Below are 14965 nucleotides of genomic sequence, written 5' to 3'. Positions count from 1 at the left end.
CACCCGGTCCTTGCGCACAAACGACGCTTTCTCATAGTTTGGATTAGGAAAACTAATCCGAAGACAGCCTCCCGGAGTCGCTCCATGGCCCGCCGCCTGCCGCCGCTGAACGCTCTGCGCGCCTTCGAATCCGCCGCCCGTCACCTGTCCTTCACCAAGGCGGCGGAGGAACTTCACGTCACCCAGGCCGCCGTCAGCCATCAGATCAAGGGGCTGGAGGAATGGCTGGGCATGCCGCTGTTCCGCCGCATGAACCGCTCGCTGATCCTGACCGAGACCGGGCAATCCTATCTGCCGCCAGTGCGCGATGCGCTCGACACGCTGTCGCAGGCGACGGAGCGGCTGTTCCGCATGGACGGGGCCGGCGCGCTGACCATCTCCACCATGCCCAGCTTCGCGGCGAAGTGGCTGGTCATGCGGCTGGGCCGCTTCCAGGCCCGCCATCCGGAGTTGGAGGTGCGGCTGCACACCACCCCGCAGCTCGTGGATTTCACCCAGCAGGATGTCGACATCGGCATCCGCTTCGGCGCCGGCAACTGGCCCGGCCTGCGGTGCGAGCGGCTGATGACCGAGGACATCTACCCGGTGTGCAGCCCGTCCCTTCTGAACGGCCCCCGCCCCCTGTGCTGTCCGGAGGATCTGCGCCACCACACGCTGCTCCACGACGACTACTTCATCACCTGGGGCACCTGGGGTGAGGCCGCCGGGATCGCCGGACTGGACCACGCCCGCGGCCCGCGCTTCGACGATTCGGCGCTGCTCCTCCAGGTCGCGGCGGAGGGCGGCGGCGTGGCGCTGGCCCGCGGCGTCCTGGTGGCGGACGATGTCGCCGCCGGGCGGCTGGTCCGGCTGTTCGATGTCCATCTGCCCGGCAACTATGCCTACTATGTGGCCGCCCCGCCCCATTACTTCGCGCGTCCGAAGGTCAAAGCGTTCCGCGACTGGCTGTTCGAGGAAGCCACCGCCGATCACAGCCGGACCTTGTCCGCGGCGGAGTCCGCCACAACCTCTACCCCAGACGCCTGAACAGACGCCTGACCGGGGAAAGGTTGCGCCATGACGCACGCACGCCCACTCGCCCTCGCCGCCCTCCTGTCCGCTTCGCTGGCTTGGCCCGCCGCCGCCCACCATGGCTGGGGCGGCTACGAGTCGGACAAGGAGATGACGCTGACCGGCACCGTGCAGCAGATCGCCTTCAACAACCCGCACGCGATGCTGAACCTCCAGGCCGACGGCAAGGTCTGGCACGTCGTGCTCGCTCCGCCCAGCCGGATGAGCACGCGCGGCCTGCCCGCCGATTCGATCAAGCCCGGCCAGACCGTGACGGTGGTCGGCTACCCCGCCAAGTCCGACCCGGCGGAGCTGCGGGCGGAGCGCATCACCGCCGCCGACAAGACCATCGAGCTGCGCTGACGGCGCCCCCGCATGGACCATGACCTCGGCCCCACCGGCCCCGGCTGGCTCGTCGCGCTGGAGACATCCGGGCTCGGCGAATCGCTGCGCCAGTCGATCTGGCTCTATCCGCTGGTCGAGATCACGCACATCCTCGGATTCGCCCTTCTTGTCGGGGCGATCCTGGCCTTCGACCTGCGGCTGATCGGGGTCCGGGCGCCGCTGCTACCGGCGGATGCGCTGGCGCGGCTGCTCCTGCCGGTGGCGGTGACCGGCTTCGCGCTGGCGGTGCCGACCGGCCTCCTCCTCTTCACGACGGAGGCGACGGCGCTGGCCGGCAACCCGGCCTTCCTGGCGAAGCTGGCGCTGATCGGGCTGGCCTTGCTGAACATCCTGGCCTTTCACGGGCTCCCCGGCCGCCGGATGGCGGAGTGGAGCCTTGCGGACCGGCCACCGCCGGGCGCCCGGTTCGCGGGCGCCGCCTCGCTCGCGCTGTGGGTCGGCGTCCTGGCCTGCGGGCGGCTCATAGCCTACCTGTAGGAAAAGGTCATAGGGCGCGCTTGCGGGCGTCCGGGACCGCTCCTATAGTCGCGGCCCATGACCGGATCGCCCCATTCCACGACGGTTTTCCCGCACCGCCACCTCCTTGGCATCGAGGGGCTGACGGCAGGCGAGATCACCACCATCCTCGACCTCGCCGACGGCTACGTCGAGCAGAACCGCCAGCCCACGAAGAAGTCGTCGCTTCTCGACGGGCGGACGATCGTCAACCTCTTCTTCGAGAACTCGACCCGCACCCGCACCAGCTTCGAGCTGGCCGGCAAGCGGCTCGGCGCCGACGTGATCAACATGTCGTCGGACGGCAGCTCGGTGAAGAAGGGCGAGACGCTGATCGACACGGCGATGACGCTGAACGCCATGCACCTCGACGCGCTGGTCGTGCGCCACGCCGATTCGGGGGCGGTGAAGCTGCTGGCCGACAAGGTCAACTGTTCGGTCATCAACGCCGGCGACGGCCACCACGAGCACCCGACGCAAGGGCTGCTGGACGCGCTGGCGATCCGCCGCCGCCTGGGCAGCCTCGACGGACTGATCGTGGCGATCTGCGGCGACATCCTGCACAGCCGCGTCGCGCGCTCCAACATCCATCTGCTGAACGCCATGGGCGCCCGCGTCCGCGTCGTGGCGCCGCCGACGCTGATCCCCTCGCAGATCGACCGGCTGGGCGTCGAGATCCACCACTCCATGGCGACCGGCCTGAAGGACGCCGACGTGGTGATGATGCTGCGCCTCCAGACGGAGCGGATGAGCGGGCAGTACGTCCCCTCGACCCGCGAATACTTTTACTTCTACGGCCTGGACTACGAGAAGCTGGCGGTGGCGAAGCCGCACGCGGTGGTGATGCACCCCGGCCCGATGAACCGCGGCGTCGAGATCGATTCGGAGGTCGCCGACGACCTCAAACGCTCCATGATCCTCGATCAGGTGGAGCTGGGCGTGGCCGTCCGCATGGCCGTGCTCGACCTTCTCACCCGAGACCGCCGGGGCACCGATGTCTAACGCCAACGCCCGTGTCGCCTACCGCAACGCCCGCCTGCTCGACCCCGCCAGCGGCCTGGACCAGCGGGGCGACCTGTTGACCGAAGGCGCGAAGATCGCCGACTTCGGCCCGTCCCTGTTCGCCGACGGCGTGCCAGAGGGGATCGAGGTCGTGGACCTGCAGGGCCAGTGCCTCGCCCCCGGCCTCGTCGACATGCGTGTCCTGATCGGCGAGCCCGGCGAGGAGGAAAAGGACACCATCAAGAGTGCATCGCGCGCTGCGGTGGCCGGCGGCATCACCGCCGTGGTCCTGCTGCCCAACACCGACCCGGTGACCGACGAGGTGGCGAGCCTGGAGTTCATCGCCCGGCGCGCCCGCGAGGTGCGTCTGGTCAAGGTCTTCGCCTACGCCGCCGCGACGCGCGGGACCGAGGGCAACGAGATCACCGAGATGGGCCTGCTGTCCCGCGCCGGGGCCGTGGCCTTCACCGACGGCACCAAGGCGATCGCCAGCGCCAAGGCGATGCGCCGCGCGCTCAGCTACGCCCGCACCTTCGACAAGCTGATCGTCCAGCATCCGGAGGAGCCGAGCCTCGCCAGCGGCGGCATGATGAATTCGGGCGAGCGGGCCACCCGCCTCGGTCTCGTCGGCATTCCGCGGGAAGCCGAGATCATCATGATCGAACGCGACCTGCGCCTGCTCGAGCTCTCCGGCGGCCGGCTGCACTTCGCGCACGTCTCGACCGGCGAGTCGGTGGACCTGATCCGCCGCGCCAAGGCGCGCGGGCTCAAGGTCACCTGCGACACCGCCCCGCATTACTTCGCCCTGACCGAGACGGATGTCGGCGACTACCGCACCTTCGCCAAGGTCTCCCCGCCACTGCGCGGCGAGATGGACCGGCGGGCCATCGTGGAAGGTCTGGCCGACGGCACCATCGACGCCATCGCGTCCGACCACACGCCGCAGGACCAGGACCAGAAGCGCCTGCCCTTCGCCCAGGCCGCCTGCGGCGTGATCGGGCTTGAGACACTGTTCCCGCTGACGCTGGAGCTGGTGCACAAGGGCGCCATGCCGCTTTTGAAGGCGTTGGCCTGCGTGACCGTGAAGCCGGCCGAACTCCTCGGCCTGCCGCTCGGCCGCATCGCCAAGGGGGCGCCCGCCGACCTGATCGCCTTCGACCTGGAGGTGCCGTGGAAGGTGGACGTGGCGGCCTTCAAGTCGAAGTCGAAGAACAGCCCCTTCGAGGATCGCCCCGTCCAGGGCCGTCCGCTGCGCACCGTGGTGGACGGGCGCACCGTCTGGCAGTTCGAGGGCTGACCGGGTGACTCTCCTCATCTCGGCCCTGCTGGGCTATCTGCTGGGCTCGATCCCCTTCGGGCTGGTGCTGACGCGGCTGGCCGGCCTGGGCGACATCCGCCAGATCGGATCCGGCAACATCGGCGCCACCAACGTGCTGCGCACCGGCAACAAGCCGCTGGCCGCCACCACCCTGATTCTGGACAGCGGCAAGGGCGCCATCGCCGCCCTGCTCGCCCTCGCCTGGGCGGGGCCGGAGGCCGCGGTCTTCGCGGCGGGCGGCGCCATGCTGGGCCACAGCTTCCCGGTCTGGCTCGGCTTCAAGGGCGGCAAGGGCGTGGCGACGGCGCTCGGCGTGCTGCTGGCGGTGTCCTGGCCGGTCGGCGTGATCGCCTGCGCGACGTGGCTCGCCATGGCCTTCCTGTTCAAGATCTCGTCGCTGTCGGCCCTGACCGCGCTGGGCCTCAGCCCGATCTTCGGCTGGATCTTCGGTGGGCCGCTGGTGGCGGGTCTGTGCCTGTTCATCGCGGTGTTGGTCGCCATCCGCCATTCCGCGAACATCAAGCGCCTGCTGAAGGGCGAGGAACCGAAGATCAGCTTCGGCAAGAGGAAGGCCTGATCGCCCCCCGGTCAGGTCTTCACGAACACCCGCTCCATCGCCGTCAGCAACTCACCCGCCAGGACGGGTTTCCTCAGGATCACCAGCGGACCGCCCTCCCCGTCCTGCAGGCCGGAAATCCCGTCATCGGGCGGAGAGGCCGACAGGACGACGATGGGCAGGTCGGGCCAGTCGCGGCGCAACTGGCGGATCATCGCCTCGCCCCCCAGCCGGGGCATCACCAGATCGGTGATCAGCGCATCGAAGGAGCCGTCGGCCAGGGCGCTCAAACCGGCCTCCCCGTCCGTCACGGTGGTGACCGTGCAATGGGCCATCTCCAGCATGCGGGCCATCGCCATGGCGGTGAGCGAGTCATCCTCCACGAGAAGAATCTTGAGCGGCCTCGCGAAACGCACCAGGAACCTCCACGGGTGGCGAACGGGCCGACACTCTCCACGAAGGCCGATGTCTTCGCTCCTGCAAAAAAGTGTGTCGGCGGGCGTTATTTAGGACGCCGGCTTCACCGTACCATGGGGTGGCGTCCGGCGGGATGGTTTTGAAAAGGCCGTGACCGAACCCGCCCCACGGGCCTTGCGGCGGCTCGACCAGCGGTATTGCGGGTCGTCGGCGATCAGGTGCAGGTGGTCGGAGATGCGGTTGCGCTCCAGCCAACCGAGGGCGGCCTCCAGCTCCGACAGAGTCATCTCCGACCGCGCCTTGTTCATGCAGCGCTTCAGCACGGCGTTGTAGGTGTGGTAGCTGACCGGCCCCTCGGCGACGAGGTTGTTGTCCTGGTCCTCGATCACCTGGGCCGCCACGATCTGGCCGATGCGCTGGCGCAGATGATGCTCCACGGCGCTGGGCACCTGCACCCCATCCTTGATCGGGCGGTCGGCCGATGGGCGGTCGGCGGAATCGCGCCCCGGCGACGGGTTGCCGAAATCGGGGCCGGGAGCGACCACGGCGAAGCGCAGGGCGGTCGCGTTGGATTCCAGCGGGATGATCTCCGGCTCCGCCTCCACCGTGCGCTCGAAGGGCAGTTCATGCTGGCGCCGGGTCTTCACCATAGCCCGCGTGCCCTGCTGGGTTTCCACCATCTGGCGGAACCGTTCGAACATCATGTCGGAGGGGTGGTAAATCACCGCCCGTTGCTGCTCGTAGGCGCCGGCGTGGGGATCGACGCGGGTGGCCCGCGCGATGGCCTGCTCCAGCCAGGGGCGGGAGCGGATGTGGGTCAGGCAGGCGACGTGCGAGATGGCCGGCGCGTCCAACCCCTCATAGGCCATGGCGACGGATACCAGCACGGCGGGTTCCGGGCGCAGGCGGAAAGCGGCCACCACCTCCTGCGCGTCACGCCGTTCGGAAATGGCGATCTGCGCCATCCGCGCCGCCTGAGCCCCAGGCATCCAGCCGCGCAGCGTGTCGAGATAGTTGCGGGCGGTTTCCTGGTCTGGCGCGATCACCAGCAGCTTGCCCAGCCCCGCACCGTCCGATCCGTTCGCCGCCGCGCGCCGCTTCGCCCGGTGCTCGCGGCAGGAGCGGTAGGCCTCGCGCAGCATGGCCTGGGCGAAGCCGGTGCGCAGCGCGGTGAACAGGGCGTCGCGGGTGTTCTCCCCGGCACGGGACAGCGCGTCGACGCTGCGCGTCGTCCGCTCCGCGTCCAGCCATGTCGCGGTGCCGTCCATCGCGCCGAAGGTCACCGGCAGGATCGCCTTCTCGGCCAGCGCCTGCCGCCGCGAATAGCCGACGATGGCCCAGCCCGGCGCCTTGAAGTCGATCTCACGCACCCGCCGCACCCCCAGAGGGGCGCGGTAGGGCAGCCAGAGGATGGGGCGTCCGTCCGCCCGCTCCAGCGTGCCGCTCATCAGCAACCGGGCGGCGGCGCTTTCCAGAAGTGGCAGGATGGAGCGGCTCCAGGCGGTCTCGTCCTCCGCCGTGGTCGCCGTTCCGGTGTCGGCGACGGCGGGCAGGTGGTGCAATTCGTCCACGGCCAGCAGATAGCGGTGGCGGCGGAACTCCTGAAGGTGCAGGTCCGGAGCCGCGGCGACCGCCTGATAGGTGGTGACGTAACCTTGCAGACCGCGGCAGGGATCGCGCCCGTTTTCCGCCGCCCGCAGCGCGATCCCATGCCCCAGCGCCTCGCGCCAGCGCGGATCGGCGAAGGCTTCCTCCGCCTGCCGGCGCAGGCTGTCGCGCGGCACGATCCAGCAGATGCGGTCGATCAGCCCGGCGCGCATCAGCGCCGCTCCCATGATGACCGGCAGCAGCGACTTTCCCCCACCCGGCGTCACCGCGGCCAGAACGTCCCGCACGTCCGTCTGCCGCTGGGCGATGGCCGCGGCGATGCCGGCGACCATGGTCTGGTGGCTCCTCAACGCTGGCATGCCGGCCTGACGCCCTCCCTGACGGTTTCCGCGGTACGGACCGGCAAGGCTAAGCTGCGGGGAGTCGTTGGGTCACGGATTCAATCGTAGGTAGACGTCCCCCAAAGGAGGGGGGCCGCTCGCCAAAGGAGTCCGAAGGAAAGGTGCAGGATGCGCTTCGGTCTGGGCGCGGCTCGGGCTTCGTGGTACACGAATTGTTCTTTTGAAAAGACCCCGACGAGAAGAGCAAGGAGGGCACTAGGAGATGAGCACCCGTCCGCAGGCGGTTTCCACCCAGCATGTCGAGAACGAGCGCACCCGCGTCACCGAATGGCGTCTGGTGCCGGGGGCGGAGACCGGCGCCCATGTGCATGGCTACGATTATGTGATCGTCCCGGTGACGGCCGGCGCCTTCACCATCGTCGATCCGGACGGCAACGCCTGCCAGTTTCCGCTGGAGCCGGGCCGCTCCTATTTCCGCAAGGCCGGTGTCAGCCACAACGTCATCAACGACGGCGACAGCGACATCGTCTTCGTCGAGGTCGAATTCCTCCAGCCCGGCTGACCCCCAAAGCCCGATCCAACCGACCGATGCACCGCGGCTCCACCATGTTCGACTATGGCCAGGACGGCGACGAGCCGCTTCCCGACGCCGTCATCCGTTCCGGCGGGCCGCGGTCCGTTCAGCATTTGCTGCTCTCCCTGTCTCCGGAGAACCCGCTTTACCTTTACGCCGACGCGGCGGACGCCGGGGGCGGGGCCTATTACCGGGACTCCCGTGAGGTCTGGCAATCACTGGCCGACGGGGAGGGCCAGCGCTGGCGCTGGTTCGTCGGCAGCCAGGGCCGCGTCGTCGAGGCCGCTCCCGGCGACGTCCATGGCCTGCGCCGCGCCGCACCGGTCGCCCTGACCATCACCTGGTACAGCCTGCCGGACCGTGAGAGCGTCGGGCGGGTGCGCAACGCCCTGCGCGCCATCGGGGCCACCTGCAGCCGCGGCCCGGCGGGCTGAAGGCGTACCTCCATCACGGACGCACGTGAACGCATAGGCGCCATGTTATTTCGGAATCCCTCTTGATCAGGCCGCGATTGTGTGGTCGCGACTTCTGTCCTAATGTTAGGAACCAGGAATCCGGGAGCATCCGACAGAGTGGCCGTCACCCAGGCACAGCCTTCGCGCGTTCTGACGCCCTGTGCCTCATCGCTCGACCTGCGGTGACCGGTCATGATGGCCTCTTCCCACATGATCGTCGGCGGGGCGGCGTGGTTCTACGCCTCGGCGCGCTTCGGCCTGCCTTTCGACGCGGTGGCGTTCGGGGCGGCGGTGATCGGGTCGCTGGCGCCGGACATCGACCATCCCAAATCGACGCTCGGCCAGTTGATGCGGCCCCTGTCGAACGTGATTTCCGCCGTCTTCGGGCATCGCGGCGTCACCCATTCCACGCTGGCCATCGTGGGCTGCCTGTGGGTCCTGCACGAATACGCGGACTATTCGCACCTGATCCTGCCCTTCCTGATCGGCTATCTGACCCATCTGGCGGGCGACCTGCTGACCCCGGCGGGGCTGCCTCTGCTCTGGCCGATCAAGCGGCGGCGCAACTTCGCGCTCCCCATCCTGAAGACGGGGGGATTCTCGGAGCAACTGGCGGTCACCCTGCTGGCCGGCTGGATGATCTCCGGCCTGTTTTCCGCATCCTGGCCGGGCCTGCCCCTCGACCGCCTGCCCTTCGAGAACTGGATGGCGATGGACCGCCCGTGGCGTTCCGCCGTCGTCGCGGCGCAGGGCTTCCTCGGGGAGGAAGGGCGGGAGCGCAGCGCACCCCCCATCCCCGCCCGCAAGCCCGTGGAGCCGGCAAGAAGCCGCCCGCTGAAAGGATGAGGCATGAGCGCTTGGGTTGTGTTTTTAATGTAACGGTCAATGACTCATCTTTTGCTTTCGTTTCGTCAACCTTGTCACATTTCGTCATAGAGACCGCGGAAATCTGTCTTTGTCACCGCTTAGCGATTCGTTAGGCTTTTTAGGCATATTCTAACGACCATATCCAATCGATCTTAGATTGAATTTCCACACGCTTCGATGCGGATGGGTCCGACCATGGCAAAGCTCCGGATGTCGAAAGAGACGCAGGCGGCCGACGGCATGCCGCCCGATGCGGCGACGGCGATGCCGCTCCATCTCGCGCTGCCCGATCTCCCCGGCGGGCAGGACAACAGCCTGAAGCGTGTGTCCGACGTGCTGGCCCCGCTGGACCATGGGCAGAAGCTCCAGCTCTACAAGATGATCCGCGACGGGTATCTGGAGGACATGGCCGAGCCGGTCGCCCAGATGCTGGTCACCATGCTGAACGGGCGGCGGTCCGAGCACGCGCGCCGCGTCTGGACCGGCCTGTTCGACGCGCTGATCCTTCGCGACGATTCCCTGCTGACCAGCGGGGTCCGGCTGGCCGGCGCCCTGCATCTGGCGGACGTCAGCGCCTGGTGGTTCGCCCTGGCCCCGCGCATGGAGCCGCTGGTCGGCCGCGTCCAGGAGACGGTGGCCCGCCTCGCCAAGGACCAGCCGCTGAACGAGATCTTCGCCTCCGCCGAGGCGCAGAGCTGGGCGGACGAGTTGCGCCAGCGCAGCCTCGCCGTGCTGGCCCGCCTGCGCGCCATGCCGGCGGAGGCGACCGCCTTCCTGGCCGAGGTGTCGGGTTTCCGCGCGCAGATGTTGAAACGTCACGGCGTCCGCCAGCGCGAAGGCGTCGCCCGTGCGGAGCTGGAGCGGATGGAAACCATCCTTCTGGCGGCCCCCGCCTGGGCGGACCAGCCCTTGCCGTCGCTGCTGCACGGCGACCCGGTGCGTCTGGCGCGGGAGATGGTGCGCCGCGGCGACTGCACGCGCGACGGGGCGGCCATGTTCGCGGTGGCCGGCCTGCACCGGCGCGACGACGCCGCCCTGGCGATCCGCCTCTTCGAAGCCTTCCCCGTCGCCGTGGCGAAGGACGCGATCATCGGGCGCCTTCTTGTCGCCGCGGAAGCGTTGAAGACCACGCTGACCGGCAGCTTTCTCAGCAAGCCGGGCCTGCTGGTGGCGGACGCGGTGGACGACCGCGACCACCCCTCCGCCCAGCTCCAGCATTTCCTGGCTTGGTACGACGCCGTCCACGCGCTGGAGTTGGACACCACCGACCGCGAACGCAACATGGTCCATCAGGCGTTCCGCGAGCTGAGCAACGCGGTGCACGAGGACCTCGCCCCCGTCCTCGCCCGGCGAATCGAGGCGCTGACCATGCACAGCGTGCTCGACCCGCTGATGGAGCGCGTGCGCTTCGTCAACGAGTTCCAGGCGCAGCTGGCGCGGCGCGGCATCGTGTCGTCCGGCAAGCCGTGGCGGGCCGAGGACGGCAACCACGTCGCCACGGTCTTCCGCCGCCTATCCTCCACCGGCGCCGCGGAAGGGCTGCGGACGCTCGGCCAGCTCGCCGATCTGGCGGACATGCTGAGCTATCCCATCGAGATCACCGCGCTCGACATCACGCTGGCCGGGGTGATCGAGGCGGCCTTGCGGCAGCAGAAGACGTTCGGCGCTGCCGAAACCCGCCTGATCGACCGCGTCATCGCCGTGTCGAGCGACGAGCGCAAGCGCTGCCGCTGGTGGGTGGCCCCGGAGGTCGTCACCCTGCTGGACGCCGCGGAGAAGTCCGGCATCGCCGGTCCTGCGAAAAAGTAACGACGACCGCCGCAACACTGTCTTTTGCTCGTTGTGAAGAATGCTGAATCCCCCGTTCCCGGCTCGTTCATGCCAAGAGCGGAACGGCGGTGCCAACCTCCTGTTGGTCCGGACATATGACGCCGGCGCAGCCCTTGTTCGTGGCGGCGTCCGGCGCTCCCCCGCAGATCCGGAGTCTCCATGGCACCGCTCAAGGCCAGCCTGCGCCCGGCCCCCGCGCCGCCCCCAGCACCGATTCCCGTCACATTGAACGTCAACGGGGTGGAGCGGACGCTTCACCTCGCGCCGTGGACGACGCTGCTGGACGCGCTGCGCCTGCATCTCGACCTGACCGGCACCAAGAAAGGCTGCGACCACGGCCAGTGCGGGGCCTGCACCGTCCTGGTGGACGGGCGGCGCATCAACGCCTGCCTGACGCTGGCGGCGATGCAGGACGGTCGCAAGGTCACCACCATCGAGGGGCTGACCACCGGCGACGCGCTCCACCCGCTCCAGGACGCCTTCATTGAGCATGACGCCTTCCAGTGTGGCTATTGCACGCCGGGCCAGATCTGTTCCGCCGCCGGGCTGATCGCCGAGGGCAAGGCCACCACCGACGACGAGATCCGCGAGTTGATGAGCGGCAACCTCTGCCGCTGCGGGGCCTATCCCAACATCGTCGCGGCGATTCGGCAGGCCATGGCCACCGCCGCCCCGAAGGCGGAGGGCGCGCCATGAGATCCTTCACCTACGCCCGCGCCGACAGCGCGGCGGACGCGATCGGGCGGGCCGGCGCCTCCGGGACGGCATTCGTCGCCGGGGGAACCAATCTGCTCGACCTGATGAAGGCCGACGTGCTGCGTCCGGAAGGGCTGGTCGACATCTCCCGTCTGCCGCTGGACCGGATCGAGGAGACGGCGGAGGGCGGCCTGCGGCTGGGCGCGCTGGCCCGCAACGCCGACACCGCCTACGACGAGCGCGTACACACCCGCTACCCCATGCTGTCCAAGGCGATTCTCGCGGGGGCCTCGGCTCAGCTCCGCAACATGGCGACCAACGGCGGCAACCTGCTGCAGCGGACCCGCTGCTACTACTTCTACGACACGGCCACCCCCTGCAACAAACGAGAGCCGGGGTCGGGCTGCGGCGCGATCGGCGGGGTGAATCGCATCCACGCCATCCTGGGCGCCAGCGACCAGTGCATCGCCGTCCACCCCTCCGACCTCTGCGTCGCTCTGGCGGCGCTTGAAGCGGTGGTCCAGGTGACCGGGCCGGAGGGTGAGCGCAGCATCCCCTTCGCCGAGTTCCACCGTCTGCCCGGCGACCGCCCGGAGATCGACACGGTCCTGCGGCCGGGCGACCTCATCACGGCCATCGACCTGCCGGCCAAGGGCTTCGCCGAGCACTCCACCTATCTGAAAATCCGCGACCGCGCCTCCTACGCCTTCGCGCTGGTGTCGGTCGCGGCGGGGCTGGAGTTGGATGGGGACACCGTCCGCGACGCCCGTCTGGCGCTGGGCGGGGTCGCCCACAAGCCCTGGCGCGACCTGGAGGCGGAAGCCGCCCTCGTCGGAAAACCCGCCACGCCCGACCGGTTCCGCGCCGCCGCGCGCGTGCTGCTGCGCGACGCCAAGGGGCACGAGCACAACAGCTTCAAGATCGAGCTGGCCGAGCGCGCCATCGTCCGCGCCCTGACCGAAGCCGCAGACCGCAAGGGAGCGCCCCGTCCATGATCGCCATTCCCAGCATCCCCGGCTTCCTGACGGAGCCCAACGGCCCCATCGGCAAGCCCGTCAGCCGGGTGGACGGGCGCAAGAAGGTGACCGGCAACGCCCATTATGCCGCCGAGTTCAGCTTGCCGGACCTCGCCCACGGCTGCATCGTCTCCAGCGCCATCGCGCGCGGGCGGATCACCCGCATCGACACCGCGGCGGCGCTGGCCCTGCCCGGCGTCATCCACGTCTTCACCCACGAGAACCGGCCGAGCCTCGCCTGGTTCGACCGCAAATGGAAGGACGACGACGCGCCCAAGGGAGCGCCCTTCCGCCCGCTCTACGACGCGGAAATCCACCACGCGCTCCAGCCGGTGGCGCTGGTGATCGCCGAGAGCTTCGAACTGGCCCGCTACGCCGCCCGCCTCGTCCACATCGAGTATGAGGCGGCGCCCCACCAGACCGACCTGCGCGCCAACCGCGCGAACAGCTTCACCCCCGGCAAGGACAAGGGCGGTTTCCAGCCCCCACCGAAGCCGCGCGGCAACCCGGAGCAGGCCTTCCTGGACTCGCCCGTCCAGGTGGACGCGGAGTTCACCCAGGCTGCGGAATACCACAACCCGATGGAGATGCACGCCACCACTGTCCTGCACCACGACGACGGCAGGCTGACCGTCCACGACAAGACCCAGGGCGCGCAGAACTGCCACACTTACGTCTGCAACGTCTTCGGCCTGGCCAAATCCGCGGTGCGGGTGATGTCGCCCTTCGTCGGCGGCGCCTTCGGCTCCGGCTTGCGGCCGCAGCATCAGCTCTTCATGGCCATGCTGGCAGCGACGCAGTTGAAACGCTCCGTCCGGGTGGAACTGTCGCGCCAGCAGATGTTCAGCTTTGGCCACCGACCCGAAACCATCCAGCGGGTGGCCCTGGGCGCCGACCGCGACGGCACGCTGCGCGCGCTGATCCACGAAGCGGTGCAGGAAAGCTCCCAAAACGAGAACTATGTGGAGATCGTCGTCAACTGGTCGGGCCAGCAGTACGCCTGCGACAACGTCCGGCTGGACTATAAGCTGACCCGGCTGGACGTGCACACCCCGCTGGATCAGCGCGCGCCGGGGGCCGCGACCGGCGTCCCGGCCCTGGAAATCGCCATGGACGAGCTGGCCGTCAAGCTCGGCATGGACCCGGTGGAGCTTCGCCTGAAGAACTACGCGGAGACCGACCCCAACACCGGAAACCCCTTCTCCAGCAAGGAGCTGCGCGCCTGTTTCCAGCACGGGGCGGAGCGGTTCGGCTGGGCGAAGCGCAGCCCCGCGCCGCGCTCCATGCGTGACGGGCGGGAACTGGTCGGCTGGGGCATGGCGGCGGGCGTCTGGGATGCCATGCAGGGGCAGGCCGCCGCCAAGGCCGTCCTGGGCGTCGACGGCAAGCTGGTGGTCTCCAGCGCCACCGCCGACATCGGCACCGGCACCTACACCGTCATGACGCAGATCGCCGCTGACGTACTGGGCCTGCCGATCGAGGAGGTGACCTTCTGCCTGGGCGATTCCTCGCTTCCCACCGCTCCCATCGAGGGCGGGTCCTGGACCGTCTCCACCGTCGGGTCGGCGGTGAAGGCGGTGTGCGACCGGGTGCGCTCACAGTTGGTGACGTTGGCCGGCAAGCTGGAGGACAGTCCGCTGAAGGGGGTGGCGGAGGCGGATGTGCTCTTTGCCGACGGCCATCTGATCGTCCGGGACGACCGGTCGCGGCGGCTGTCCATCACCGACGTGATGCGCGGCTCCGGCACCCTCAGCATCGAGGAGGAGGCGCGCGCCCTGCCTTATCTGCTGGCGCGGGCGCGGCACACCTTCGCCACCCATTCCGCGGTCTTCGTGGAGGTGCGGGTGGACGAGGGTCTCGGCACCATCCGGGTGGCCCGCGTGGTCAGCGCCATCGCCGCCGGGCGCATCATCAACCCCAAGACGGCGCGCAGCCAGATTCAGGGCGCCGTGGTCTGGGGCATCGGCATGGGTCTGGAGGAGGAGGCCTTCACCGATCACCGGTTGGGCCGGGTGATGAACCACGACTACGCGGAGTATCATGTCCCGGTGAACGCCGACGTGCCGGAGATCGACGTCCTGTTCGTCGAGGAGCACGACGACATGGTCAACGCGCTGGGCGCCAAGGGCGTCGGCGAGATCGGCATCGTCGGCGTTCCCGCCGCCATCGCCAACGCCATCCATCACGCGACCGGCGTGCGCGTGCGCGATTTCCCGATCACGCTGGACAAGGTGCTGGCGGGGCTTCGCTGACGAGGGTGGGGAGCGCGACGGGCCCCCCTCCCGACCTCCCCCCTGTCTCTTATACACATCTGACGCTGCCGACGATTATACGC

15 protein-coding genes are annotated in these 14965 nt (G+C 69.1%); 13 read left to right on the top strand and 2 right to left on the bottom strand.

The genetic code is table 11. The features are described from left to right. Positions 1–84: 84 nt before the first annotated feature. Genes Q4I23_RS12800 through plsY form a run of 6 tightly spaced genes read left to right on the top strand, consistent with a single transcriptional unit; the run spans position 85 to position 4847 of the window. A complete protein-coding gene (locus tag Q4I23_RS12800) occupies positions 85–1026 on the top strand; it encodes a transcriptional regulator GcvA (protein WP_454016994.1) in 942 nt (313 codons plus the stop codon). Between the two features lie 30 nt (positions 1027–1056). Then, entirely contained in the window at positions 1057–1413 is a 357-nt protein-coding gene (locus Q4I23_RS12795; protein WP_454016995.1) for a DUF6152 family protein, read from the top strand. 12 nt (positions 1414–1425) lie between these two features. Further along, the gene (locus Q4I23_RS12790; RefSeq protein ID WP_498526473.1) at positions 1426–1932 is read left to right on the top strand and encodes a hypothetical protein; all 507 of its coding nucleotides are present in this window, start codon (positions 1426–1428) and stop codon (positions 1930–1932) included. A 57-nt stretch (positions 1933–1989) separates the two neighbouring features. Further along, on the top strand, positions 1990–2952 hold the full coding sequence (locus tag Q4I23_RS12785) for an aspartate carbamoyltransferase catalytic subunit (protein ID WP_237905112.1): 963 nt from the start codon (positions 1990–1992) through the stop codon (positions 2950–2952). Continuing rightward, a complete protein-coding gene (locus Q4I23_RS12780; protein ID WP_237905113.1) occupies positions 2945–4249 on the top strand; it encodes a dihydroorotase in 1305 nt (434 codons plus the stop codon). The genes Q4I23_RS12785 and Q4I23_RS12780 overlap by 8 nt, the downstream gene beginning before the upstream one ends. Positions 4250–4253: 4 nt before the next feature. Further along, positions 4254–4847 (top strand): glycerol-3-phosphate 1-O-acyltransferase PlsY, encoded by a 594-nt coding sequence (gene plsY, locus Q4I23_RS12775; protein ID WP_498526472.1) that lies wholly within the window; start codon positions 4254–4256, stop codon positions 4845–4847. An 11-nt stretch (positions 4848–4858) separates the two neighbouring features. Here plsY and Q4I23_RS12770 read toward each other — a convergent pair whose 3' ends face one another. Both Q4I23_RS12770 and Q4I23_RS12765 read right to left on the bottom strand, forming a co-directional pair. Further along, positions 4859–5242 carry a response regulator gene (locus Q4I23_RS12770; RefSeq protein ID WP_498526471.1) on the bottom strand — a complete coding sequence of 128 codons (384 nt, stop codon included), beginning with the start codon at positions 5240–5242 and terminating at the stop codon, positions 4859–4861. A gap of 90 nt (positions 5243–5332) precedes the next feature. Continuing rightward, a complete protein-coding gene (locus Q4I23_RS12765) occupies positions 5333–7210 on the bottom strand; it encodes a DEAD/DEAH box helicase (protein WP_498526470.1) in 1878 nt (625 codons plus the stop codon). Positions 7211–7454: 244 nt separating this feature from the next. On the opposite strand from Q4I23_RS12765, the gene Q4I23_RS12760 reads away from it, so the two are divergent. The 7 genes from Q4I23_RS12760 to Q4I23_RS12730 all read left to right on the top strand — a co-directional run bounded on the left by Q4I23_RS12760 (position 7455) and on the right by Q4I23_RS12730 (position 14882). Beyond that, entirely contained in the window at positions 7455–7754 is a 300-nt protein-coding gene (locus Q4I23_RS12760) for a cupin domain-containing protein (RefSeq protein ID WP_498526469.1), read from the top strand. Between the two features lie 26 nt (positions 7755–7780). After that, the gene (locus Q4I23_RS12755) at positions 7781–8200 is read left to right on the top strand and encodes a hypothetical protein (RefSeq protein ID WP_014198408.1); all 420 of its coding nucleotides are present in this window, start codon (positions 7781–7783) and stop codon (positions 8198–8200) included. A 213-nt stretch (positions 8201–8413) separates the two neighbouring features. Next, entirely contained in the window at positions 8414–9067 is a 654-nt protein-coding gene (locus tag Q4I23_RS12750) for a metal-dependent hydrolase (protein WP_498526468.1), read from the top strand. A gap of 216 nt (positions 9068–9283) precedes the next feature. Continuing rightward, complete coding sequence (locus Q4I23_RS12745; protein WP_498526467.1) at positions 9284–10897, top strand: hypothetical protein; 1614 nt, start codon at positions 9284–9286, stop codon at positions 10895–10897. Between the two features lie 180 nt (positions 10898–11077). Further along, positions 11078–11614, top strand: a complete 537-nt coding sequence (locus Q4I23_RS12740; protein WP_454017001.1) for a (2Fe-2S)-binding protein — start codon at positions 11078–11080, stop codon at positions 11612–11614. Next, the gene (locus Q4I23_RS12735; RefSeq protein ID WP_498526466.1) at positions 11611–12609 is read left to right on the top strand and encodes an FAD binding domain-containing protein; all 999 of its coding nucleotides are present in this window, start codon (positions 11611–11613) and stop codon (positions 12607–12609) included. Before Q4I23_RS12740 ends, Q4I23_RS12735 begins: the two co-directional genes overlap by 4 nt. After that, entirely contained in the window at positions 12606–14882 is a 2277-nt protein-coding gene (locus Q4I23_RS12730; RefSeq protein WP_498526465.1) for a xanthine dehydrogenase family protein molybdopterin-binding subunit, read from the top strand. The genes Q4I23_RS12735 and Q4I23_RS12730 overlap by 4 nt, the downstream gene beginning before the upstream one ends. Positions 14883–14965 lie beyond the last annotated feature (83 nt).

Source organism: Azospirillum sp. UFLA03-27, assembly GCF_059803775.1.
Note: the sequence above shows the minus strand (reverse complement) of the source record. Positions and strands in the feature narration are given on the sequence as shown.

Bases quoted from the DNA above. Each gene is read 5' to 3' on its own strand.
- Q4I23_RS12790 (WP_498526473.1), top strand. From the start codon at position 1,426: ATGGACCATGACCTCGGCCCCACCGGCCCCGGCTGGCTCGTCGCGCTG.
- Q4I23_RS12760 (WP_498526469.1), top strand. From the start codon at position 7,455: ATGAGCACCCGTCCGCAGGCGGTTTCCACCCAGCATGTCGAGAACGAG.
- Q4I23_RS12750 (WP_498526468.1), top strand. From the start codon at position 8,414: ATGATGGCCTCTTCCCACATGATCGTCGGCGGGGCGGCGTGGTTCTAC.
- Q4I23_RS12765 (WP_498526470.1), bottom strand. From the start codon at position 7,210: ATGCCAGCGTTGAGGAGCCACCAGACCATGGTCGCCGGCATCGCCGCG.
- Q4I23_RS12740 (WP_454017001.1), top strand. From the start codon at position 11,078: ATGGCACCGCTCAAGGCCAGCCTGCGCCCGGCCCCCGCGCCGCCCCCA.
- Q4I23_RS12745 (WP_498526467.1), top strand. From the start codon at position 9,284: ATGGCAAAGCTCCGGATGTCGAAAGAGACGCAGGCGGCCGACGGCATG.
- Q4I23_RS12800 (WP_454016994.1), top strand. From the start codon at position 85: ATGGCCCGCCGCCTGCCGCCGCTGAACGCTCTGCGCGCCTTCGAATCC.
- Q4I23_RS12730 (WP_498526465.1), top strand. From the start codon at position 12,606: ATGATCGCCATTCCCAGCATCCCCGGCTTCCTGACGGAGCCCAACGGC.
- Q4I23_RS12785 (WP_237905112.1), top strand. From the start codon at position 1,990: ATGACCGGATCGCCCCATTCCACGACGGTTTTCCCGCACCGCCACCTC.
- Q4I23_RS12795 (WP_454016995.1), top strand. From the start codon at position 1,057: ATGACGCACGCACGCCCACTCGCCCTCGCCGCCCTCCTGTCCGCTTCG.
- Q4I23_RS12755 (WP_014198408.1), top strand. From the start codon at position 7,781: ATGCACCGCGGCTCCACCATGTTCGACTATGGCCAGGACGGCGACGAG.
- Q4I23_RS12735 (WP_498526466.1), top strand. From the start codon at position 11,611: ATGAGATCCTTCACCTACGCCCGCGCCGACAGCGCGGCGGACGCGATC.
- Q4I23_RS12780 (WP_237905113.1), top strand. From the start codon at position 2,945: ATGTCTAACGCCAACGCCCGTGTCGCCTACCGCAACGCCCGCCTGCTC.